We start from the raw sequence: 11,138 nt of genomic DNA on the forward strand, positions 1-11,138 counted from the left end.
CCTGAAGATTCAAATACAAAACTATCCGAGCCCGTACCACCAATTAGCAAATCATTGTCGTCTGTTGCGGTAATCGTAGAGTCCCCTTCAGCCACAAACTCAACCGATACGGTTTGTGGGAGCCCAACCGCTTGGTTATTGCCGATTTCTGCTGATGGCTCAATCGTTAGATCAAATTGATCACCACTGTTGTAGCCGCCGGTAATCGCTAGATTAGGCACATCCGCTAATTCCACGACATACTGACCATCGACCATAGAACCATGCGAGAAAGTTAAACCTGCAGGAATATCGTAGATGATAATAAAACCCTCCTCAGAATCGGCAGGGTTAACGAGAGAAAGGTCTAAACCAAGAGGAATAGTGCCGCTCGCTTCAGCGACAATTGATGGGTATTCAAGGCTTAGCAACGGCGCATCGGGCTCTGGTGTAATCACCAAAGTCATATCTTGTGAACTTGGTTCGCCAGTATCTGTGACCAAATTACCAAGCACCGTATTTTGGTCAACCGTTTGACCAGTGATCGTAATATCGAGGTTGCCCCAAGCGTCGCCAGCAAAGAACTCAAGTTCATCAACAGAACTTGCTTTAACGAGGATCGAAGCTTGTATAATGCCGCCAACATTAGTGAAAGAGCTTGTTTCAGAACCAATGCGAATTCTATCAAGCCCAGTTAAACCCGAAGGGTCCGAAGTCCCATTCACCGTGACTGTAATTAATAAAAATTCATCACTGTTGGTCTCGAAACTATTCGCATCAAGTGGAATAACAATGCCTTCATCTTCACTGCCTGTCATCTGTTCAGGTAAGTCGAAGAATTCCACCTTATCACCAATAGGATTCACCCCTACGGTAAAGTCAGATTCGGTATAACGAATTTCAGTAGTGCCGATTTCTTGAGTGATTGCCTCAAGCACCAAATTCATGTCTCCACTGAAATCTCTTGGCGGCATAATGACCAAGTTTGCAAGTTGGCTTGGATCTAATTGCCACTCATAAGTAGGGTTTCCATTGAAGGTGCCGCCATCTGCACCGTTGTTTGGAACCAACTCATAAGAGTCTCCCACTTTTATCGCAACCACGGCACCTTCAGGCACACCTTTTAGTGCCAAAGACATATTTTCAGAGCCATCTTGGTCAATCAGTTCTGCACTGAGTGAGGACAATGAGATATAAGTGTCTTCATCACCAATAATGTCTTGTGTGACCAAATTAGCCTCATCCGCGACTGGCTCAACAGTGATAGTCACCACTGTGGTTTTATCTTGCGTATCGGTTTCAGTAACACAATCCGCTTCATCGGTAATATTGGCTGTCACAGTCAGGGTAATCTCACCACTGTAATGTTCAGGAGGTGTGACTAACACATCACTCAATCGGCTAGGGTCTGTAACCGTCCATGTACCGTTACCATTATCAACCAACAAACCTGTATCGGAAGGGCTCTCCGATAGAGTTCCTCCGTTTGATACCGTAATGGTTAAAGAGTTAACGGTCTCTTTACCGGTCGCACTGTTGCCCTCACCAGTGATTAGCTGACCGTCTTCGACACTGTCACCTAACACAAGCTCAAGGTTAAGGTCTGTCGCTGTATCTTCTTGAATTGTCATAGAGTCAGCTTCCACCGTAATGTCATCAACAACAGGCAGAACTTGAATGCTAATTGTCTGTTCTGTGGTGACGGTCTGACCGTTACATGGCGAGGTCTCAATGGTCTCTATCGTAAAGTCGATACAACCAGCAAAGTCTTCATCCAACCCGGTTAGGGTTAACTTTGACAAGCCATCAGCAGTAATCGAGTAACCAACAATTTCAGCTGATGCGTCGTATTCTGCAATCACACCATCACCAGAAATTTCTACGCCTTCAGGTAGTGAATCTGCTGGAATATAAAAAGAAATTTCGTTATCAGGGTCACTCGCTACATCGGTATTTAGTAAACCCGTTAAGTCGATATCTTCACCTTCGGGAGTCTTAATCTCGCCATCAGGTTGGATTGGGCTAGGTGGCCCCACAGGGTCACAAGAGCCTCCACCGCCATCATGTCCGGTGATCTGAATTTGAAATGAAGTATTAATGTACTTCGAGTCTTCGCCATCAATAACACGAGCTCGAACAACGATATCTAGAACCGGTGTATCATTCGGGCTAGAGATTGTCATACCACTCAAGATTTCTTGAGCCAGTTCTTGAATTGAATCACTCGTCAGCCCATTGGCCGAAATAATCCAGTTCCCTGAACCGTCTTGGGCTGCACCATTAGGGTGATCGATAATCAAAGAATAGCCATCAGGCACGTCGATCAAGATGTAATCTAAGTACTCTGAGCCATCGATATCAGCATCAACAAAAGTGACTGCGTCCGATACGTTGACTGGTGAGCCATCATCGCTGATGTATATTTGCCCGGAACTCTCTAAACGAGTATCTAATTCAACTCTCGCATCTACGGTGACACTGATTGTGCCTGAAATGTCTTTTACATCCGTTGCCCCTGTTGGCGAGGTGTCAGTCACTTCATAGGTAATTGGTATTGTGAATGTGCCACTCAAATCTTCGGTTGCAGTTACAGATAATCTGCCACTGTTTAAAAGCTCTGAAAGGGTTGGCGTTGTGCTATCTAATAGGCTCTCTAAATCTAAACCTGAAGCAGGCACTTCAATCACACTACCGTCAAAGTAGAGAGTCAGATCAGCCGGAAGACTGTCAATGACATACCCCGTCAAGGACTCACTGCCATCCACATCTTGATTCACAGATGGCTCTAGGTTCAAACCTATTTGGCTGTCTTCGATGCCTTGAGTGCTAACGACTTGACCATCTTCTTGATCAACGACAGGTGCTAGCTCGACCTTTAAGGTCATCGGAAATTCGCCCGAATCACCATCAGGTTCCGTTGAGATAGCAATGACTGTGAGCTCTAATTCACCACTAAAATCAGGTACTGGCTTGAGGTATAAATCATTGAGTTGAGAGTTAGAAACTTGGAAGACTGGCCCTGTAATGTCATCAATGTACGCAATTGTCAGCGATACTGGCTCTCCCAATGCATCCACCAGCAAAGTGCCTTCAGGGATGTTAGTCAGCAGTATGTTGATCTCTTCTGAAACATCGTCGTCCGAAGTTTGGACCACAAAATCCAGTCGGATCAAACCATCTTCATTAAGCACCGATTGATTGCTGATAACTTTAGTATCGCTATCGTATTCCCAGTGCGCATTGCCTCCGTCTACAACGATCGGCTCATCTACCACACCTTTAAGGAATATATTGATGGTTTCAGTGTCGCTTGATGCCTGCCCATTGATCGGAATAAGCGAGTCGACAGTCGACTCTGTAGCAACTGCTGTTACTTTTATCGATAAGTCTTCAGTAAATGAACTGATGTCTTCTTTGGGTTGTATATAAGCAACACCGCTTTCGATTGCGCTCGCAGGCACAAAGTAAGTATTCGATCCGATTAGAGCAGTTCCATCCCCGAGTATTGACCACCCCTCTGGAACTTCAATAATATAACTGAGTGTTTCAGACCCATCGGTGTCAGTAAGAGAGCCCTCAATCACCTCTTTTAAATAGATAGGCTCGTCTTCAAGCCCTTTATAGTCTTTAACCGACAAGTTCGGGGTATCTGCATCTGGCGATATATCCACAGTGACAGTATGAACAATCTCGGCTGTTTTATCGTTAGGATCTGCAAAGGAGTTTCCGGATTCAGTGGCAATCGCAGTTATCTCAAACTCGAATCGACCAGCAAGGTTCCCATCCGCTCTGATTTCCATTTTGTCGATTTGATTCTGAGTGTACTCCTTACCCTCTTTAACGGCATTTCCGTTCAAGGTGATATTCAGACCATCTGGAATACCACTTATCGTATAAGTTAGCGTTTCCGACGAATCTTGGTCAACGAGTTGAGCGGTAATATCAAGCTTGATAGGGTCGACGTCATCTTCCACAGACTGATAAGTGAAAACCGAATCAGACCAATCTGGAGCGTCAGCTACAGGCAAAACAGAAACAGCAATATCAGCGGTGAGCTCTTTTGGTACCGTGTCGGTACTAATGATGGCATTGATTGCCAATATAACCGTCGACGTAGTATTGGATTCATGAAGCGCAGGGCGATAGGTTAACTGCCCGTTCGGCCCCGTAAACTGACTATCAATCATCGTCAGCTGGCTTCCAGATAGGGTGACCTTGCCGTCAACAACTTGAAGCAATACCCCATCAAGATACAAACTACCGCCATTTAACGATGCTTCGGAGAACTCGATAGCGGTAACGGTTTCACTTTGGTCAATATCACCAGTTGAAACACTAACGACAATTATTGCATCGTTATCTTCTGTGGTTTCTGAGTCTTCATAACGAATAAAACCTTCGTTATCGTCCAGTACGAGCTCTGCATTACTGGTGACTTCATCACCATCCGCATCTCGCACCAAATAATCAATGTCATCAACGATTTTTGGATCATTTGGATCAGTCGTTACATTAGGATTCGTAGTGAGCTGGTAACTACCATCAGGTGAAAGCGTAAACTGGCCGTAAATTGACTCGTTGTCATAATCATTAATCAATTCGATCGTGATTGGCGTACCTGCGCTATCAAACGTATAAGTGACATTACGATAAGTGACGCTAATGATTTCTGCACCGTCGGCGCCTGCAAACTCTTCGGTTAAGAATTGCCCAGTAAGGTTATCACCCTCAACCATTTCAATAGAACCATCTCGAGCAGTCGGCACATCGTCTTTTACGTTGACGGAATAAATAGCAGGATCTGAGCTGTCTCCATCCGCATCGTTCACCACCAACTCAAAATTAAGAGCTAGATTGTTCTCTCCATCAGCATTTGCATGATCGAGCGGTGCATAGAGATCAAACTCAGTGGTCCCGTCAGTATTAAAACGAATTCTAAAGACGTTGTTGCCATCAGTATCTTGCCCGTAATACCAACCATCAGAATCAACAGCTTGAAGGGAGATCGCTTTCCCAGCGCTAGTGTAGCTTAGTGCATCAAATGCTGCGGTGTTGACCGTGACAGAGACAACATCATCAGAGCCCTCAATAATCCCCAAAGATGGGCTGCTATCTTCTACTCCAACTTGCTGACCATCCCCTAACAAACCATCTTCATCAACTGAGATGCTTCCAGTCACCGAAATTTCAGGATCTTTACCGTCATAGATTTTTATATCAGACGCTTGCGAGTCTCTCGAACCATCGGAGTCAATGGTGACGATAGAAGCAGGAATCGTCAGCTCAGTATCTTTAGAACCAGAGCCATGATCAATGGACTGATATAACTCTATAACGACATCAACGCTTGTTGAACCATTGGCTTCAAGGCTGAAGCTATCTGGTAATTTGACTCTGAAAACAGCATCACCATTACCAAGAACCGCATCAAAGGTACCATTACCGTTATCACGCCAAGTCAGCGCTTCACCATTGCTGGTTACTGCTACACCATCACTATCAAGAACAGCTTGGTCCGTGGTCACATCCAAACCTAAGAAAACCAGCGGGTCATTACCTGCGGTAACGGCTAAGCTCACGTTTGCTGTTGACCCAACTCCCGATGGAGTACTATCAGCAACAGGAATTTCACTCAATTCAACCATTCCAGAACCAATCGTTGGCTCGCCGCCATCAGTCACTGATACATTCAAGGTTAACTTGGTTTCATCGTTGTCATCATCTCTGGCGGTAACAACAAATGGAAGTTCGTCTGTAATGTTTTCTTGGTCGAGTCCCTTAAAGAGTTCAAAAGTATAAGTAACATCAGTATCCGCCTCACCAGAAGGAGAGGTAAAGCTCAAGGTGAATGCTTTATTATCAGCACTTTCAGAGCCAACATAGCCAATAAGTTCACTTCCATCCGCAGAGACCACATAAATGATCTGTACACCGCCACTAAATAACTGCGGCTGATCTGCAGCATCGAAAAAGACTGACTCGACAAAATCACTCCCGACGTTGAGATTAAAAATACCAGTATCAGAGACACTGCCATTAATAAGATCAGATTCGTCCACAGCAGCATTGCTAGTTGACGTTAATACCGGATCAACCCCATCCTGGATAATCCAATCAAATTGCCCTTGCTCTAAAGCAGTACCATCTAAATCTTCCCCATCAATAATAAGTGGTAAAGTAATAGAATCGTTGCTGATCAGGTGGTTTATAGGCTGCTCTAAAACTAAAGTGACATCTGCTAGAACATCAATCCCACTGGCAACTGCGCTCAACGATAGCGTGAATATCGTTTCACCATTTGCTTGTGCGGTAATCGTTTTACCATCATTGGCTAACGTGTAAGTTAGAGGAAACTCCTCATCCCCAGTCGTCAAGCCCAGGGCATTTAACTGCACTAAGGTATTGGCATTAAATACAATCGAGGCGGGATCTGGATTGTCTGAACCTGCGGAAACAGTAAACTGACCGACGACAGTTTGGACTCCATCAGATACGTCACCTTCCGTACTGGTCGTTGTCCCATCGACAACTAACCCCGCATCACCATCAAAAATATCGATAACCGCGGTGCCATTTCCGAAGTCATTACTGCTATCGCCGGCGACATAGTTGAAACTGATGTTTTGAGCTACGGTGTGATCTAAGTTTCTGTTGGCGACAAATGTCCAATGACCATTTGCAAAGACGGTTAAAACACCCTCATCTAGAGTAAATGATACCGGAGCGCTACCTGATATTGTTTGTGTCGACCCATCAACTTCAACGCTTCTTATAGTTAGCTGGGTATCAAGATCGATGTCGTTATTAAGTACATTGCCAGATACCACTTCACCTTCAATAACTTCATAAGATTCATCAAAAATGAGTGGATCCGAATCTTTAATAACAATAGGCAGATGACCAATAACGAGTTCTGTGGTGCCGTCGGCATCCGTTTGTAAACCTTCAATGACCAGCGCGGTCTGAATTGAATCTAAACCAGCCTCTTGGTCGATCGCCTTATAGAAGTTGATGTTTACGTTACTGCCGGAAATAGCAGCATCGAATACAATTTGGCCATCGCTTCGTGTTCCAACCAAGCTTTGCTTGTCAGCCGATACTGCGACAGTGATCGTTAAGCCTTGAGAGGTTAATGACTCAGCTAGACTTTGATCATCACCAAATGAGAAATCTGCAAAATCGATGCGAATATCGGATGTTTGTGTTTCATCGCCAAAAATACCGATGACGTTTTCCGAAAACACCACAGATTCAGGAAGAATAATCGTCGGCATATCATCGATGGCCTCGTTGCCGACGGTATTGAAAACTTTTGCGTCAATCGTCCATTCCGCAGATGAATCTAGGGCAGAAATATCAATATTTTCCACCAGCCAGTTACCCGAAGAGTCAACAACACCTTCAGAGACTAGTGTCTGAGTCCCATCGCTTACTTCAATGTAAACCGGGAGCCCTTCTGCAACATTGGTTGTACCCTGCATGGTGGTAAGTTGGCCACTACGAAATGCCAAAATACTAAAGCCATCTAACGTATCAATATCAATAACTGGCGAAACAGTATCAATAACAATGACCCCTGCACTATTTACTGCATTCGCTGGGTTACCTGCGATATCAATAGTGTCAGCCTCAATAGAAATACTGCCATCTGCAAAGCTCGTTAAATCGACACCTTCGACAGACCAAGCACCATTCACAACCGTTGCCGTTAGAACGATCACGTTGGTGGTGCTGTCTGAAATTCGGATGTTGACCGTTTGGCCATCCTCAACATTTTGTACCGTACCAAAGAATTTGGCAGATTGGATTTCGAAACTATTGAGAACACCATCGCCGCCATCATCAACACTTGCAGTGATGCTCGCCAGCGTATCTTTGACAATGGTGTCCGTCGCTGTGGTTGGGTTTCCGGCGATATCGATGGTGTTAGCAATCACCGACAGCTCCCCTTCCGCAAAACTTGAATAGTCTTGAAGGGTGAGAGTCCATGTACCACCCGATACAGTCGTTGTGTATTCTTGGGTGAGGCCTTGGCTATCAGTAATGGAAATACTTATCGTCTGACCATCTTCAACATTGGCAACGGTGCCGACTAGCGCTCCGTTGGCAATTTCGAACTGGTTGTAAAACTCATCACCAAAACCATCAAAATCGACATCGATTGTGGCTAGGGTGTCTTTGATTGTTGAGTCATTAGCTGCAATGCTATTGCCAAACTCATCAGCAATCACCGCATCGACCTTGAGATCACCCTCTGTTAATGAAGAGAGATCAACGCCGTTTACCACATAGGTTTCATCGCTCGTGGTTGCCGTTGTGGTTACCGTATTACCATTAATGTCAGTGATCGTTAGAAGAACGGTACGCCCGTCTCGAACATCAACGGCAGTACCAGTTATCGTAACTGAAGGTACTTCGAACTGGTTTTCGTACCCATCACCACCATCTAAAATATCAACGGTTAATGCAGCACTCGGTAAAAGTATGTCGAGGTTGCCTTCATTCGATGTTGTGTCGTCTTCAAAGTATTCTGTTGGTCGAGTATCAAAACCGGCTTCTGCCAGGGTTTCGTCTAGCGTAGATCGGACATAGGCAATAAAAGAGGCACTAGCGCTAGGTTGGTCGTTTGAAGCACTCGACTGTTCTGGCGAGCTTTCAATGTTGTTTACAAGCTGTGTCACCACCTTTTCCAACTGTTGTTCTACAGCTTCTATTTGTGGTTCTGTCAGAGGTTGAGTCTGGTCCAAGTTTTGAGATTGAATACTCACCACTTGCACGCCATCGACCTTCGCTTGCGTAGCGGGTAATGGCTGCCAAGTACCGTCAGGAAACACCTGCCAAATTACCCCGCCAACTTCGATATATAAAATAGGATCCATCCTAAACCTCTTCCTTACAAAAACGCTGACCTTGAGAGCATCAATTTACTCAATAAAAGGCTGGAGAAGTCAGCGAACTCTCTCTCACAAATACTAGCAATCAACAAATCATTAACAGTTAATTAATTACCATTGATACGCTGTAAAGTAAACCGATATGCTGTGACTTGCATTCAGTTATATCTATCGTCACAAAATACATTCAATGAATGTGTCATAATGTTGAAATTACTGATTAATTTTCAAGGAATGTCATGACGGCAACGAACTACCTCAACCAACTGAATCACAAGTATCTTGCAACTCACAAAACCAAAGAAGACTTCTTTTGGGATACCTACATGGGCATCAGTGACGATCATGATGGCTCAACCCTCGCTCAAACTCAGTGGACCGAGTTTCTGAGCTCTGCTGAGCAGATAAAGGCTATCGAAGCCCAACTAAGTACCCTCGACCAGATTCAAGACCTTCAAGAAAAAGAGAGCACCTTAACCGGGCTCAATGGTTGGTTAGCTACGTTCAAATCGCATGCTATTGAGTCGCAGAATTCACAAGCGCTCAAAGCAGACCTCATCAAGTTTGAAGCTGAACTGTTTGAGAAAAAACAAAACCACGTGATGACTTACGTAAATGAAGAGGGACAAGAAACAGAAGGCTCGCTTCCTGTCCTAGGTTCAGCCGTGAGAAGTAACAGTAGTGAGCAAGTTAGGCGTTCAGCACACCAAGCCTTATTGGGGCTAGAACAATGGCTACTTGTGAACGGCTTTATTGAACTTATCAAAAAACGTAATAAGTTTGCCCAGTCTCTGGGGTTCAAAACATTTTTCGATTATTCCGTCGTAAAAACTGAGCAGATGACCACAGAACAGCTGTTTGCGATTTTGGACGACTTTGAGGCTCGTACCCGTGATAGTCACCAAAAAAGTCTCACCAACTTAGCTGCGCAAAAGGGTCAAAGCGCCCTCGAAGGCCATAACTTCACCTACTCTTTTGCGGGTGACGTGATGAATGACCTCGACCCTTACGTCCCTTTCTCAAAGTCATTGAGACGCTGGATTGAGTCTTTTGGCCGCCTGAATATCGAATACTCTCAAGCCACCTTGAAGTTAGATTTGCTAGATCGCAAAGGTAAATACCCTAATGGTTTCTGTCACGGGCCTATTCCTTCGTTCTATGACCAAGACACTTGGGTGCCAGCTCAAGTCAACTTCACAAGTAACGCTAAGCCCGATCAAGTCGGCAGTGGCTATGATGGGATCAACACACTGTTTCACGAAGGTGGGCATGCAGCCCACTTTGCTAACGTGAAAATGAACGCGCCGTGCTTCTCTCAAGAGTTTGCACCGACCTCAATGGCTTACGCGGAAACGCAATCCATGTTCTGTGACAGCTTGTTGAATGACGCCGATTGGCTAAAACAGTATGCGGTCGATGCAGATGGCCAACCAGTGCCTGATGAGCTCATCAAAGCAATGATTGATAGCAAGCAGCCATTCAGAGCCTACCAAGAGCGCAGTATTCTTGTGGTGCCTTACTTTGAACGAGCGCTGTATGAGATGGCTGATGAAGATCTTACGCCTGAGAAGATCACAGAACTCGCTCGTCGTAGCGAAAAAAGCATACTCGGTTTGGATTGCAGCCCACGTCCATTAATGGCGATCCCGCACCTGTTATCAGACGAAGCCTCTTGCGCATACCAAGGTTACCTGCTGGCTCACATGGCGGTGTATCAAACGCGAGCTTACTTCACTGACAAGTTCGGTTACTTAACAGACAACCCTGAGATCGGCCCTTTATTGGCTAAGCACTATTGGTATAAAGGCAATAGCGTAAATCACAATGGAACAATAGAGAGTCTGACTGGTGAGGGCTTCAATGCCAAATACCTTGCTGACGAGTGCAACTTAACACCTGATCAAGCATGGGCAATTGAAGAGAAAAAGATCAAACAACTGGCTTCTCGTGAACGTGCACAAGTCGCAGATTTAAAGGCGAAAATATCGATCGTCGACGGCGCAACTGAATTAGCGAATAATGAAGAGTCGAATGAACAAATGTGTGATGATTTTGAGCGTTTTATTATTGAAAAATACGGACGATAACCAACGTTCACTATCACTCGTGGATTAAACGATAAAAGTAAAAAAGGACGATATTAATCGTCCTTTTTCTTTTCAATATTGGCATTACGCCGTAGCGCACGCCGAGCGTGTTTCGGTATCAAATTCAATATCAACCGATTCAACGCTTCTCAAAGACTTTCTATGAATGCCATATACT

2 protein-coding genes are annotated in these 11,138 nt (G+C 44.8%); one reads left to right on the forward strand and one right to left on the reverse strand.

Annotated features, from left to right (window positions below):
- Positions 1-8,858 (reverse strand): RTX toxin (locus tag BCT81_RS28715; RefSeq protein WP_102426636.1); only part of this gene is annotated, 8,858 nt, incomplete at its 3' end.
- A gap of 254 nt (positions 8,859-9,112) precedes the next feature.
- Between BCT81_RS28715 and BCT81_RS28720 the strand changes: the two genes are divergently transcribed.
- Entirely contained in the window at positions 9,113-10,960 is a 1,848-nt protein-coding gene (locus BCT81_RS28720) for a M3 family metallopeptidase (protein ID WP_102426637.1), read from the forward strand.
- The last annotated feature ends 178 nt before the right edge of the window (positions 10,961-11,138 follow it).

The organism is Vibrio sp. 10N.261.52.A1, from assembly GCF_002876325.1.
GTDB classification, from domain to species: Bacteria; Pseudomonadota; Gammaproteobacteria; order Enterobacterales; family Vibrionaceae; genus Vibrio; species Vibrio chagasii.

Excerpts from the sequence above, each read along its gene's own strand:
- BCT81_RS28720 (WP_102426637.1), top strand. The coding sequence starts at position 9,113 with ATGACGGCAACGAACTACCTCAACCAACTGAATCACAAGTATCTTGCA.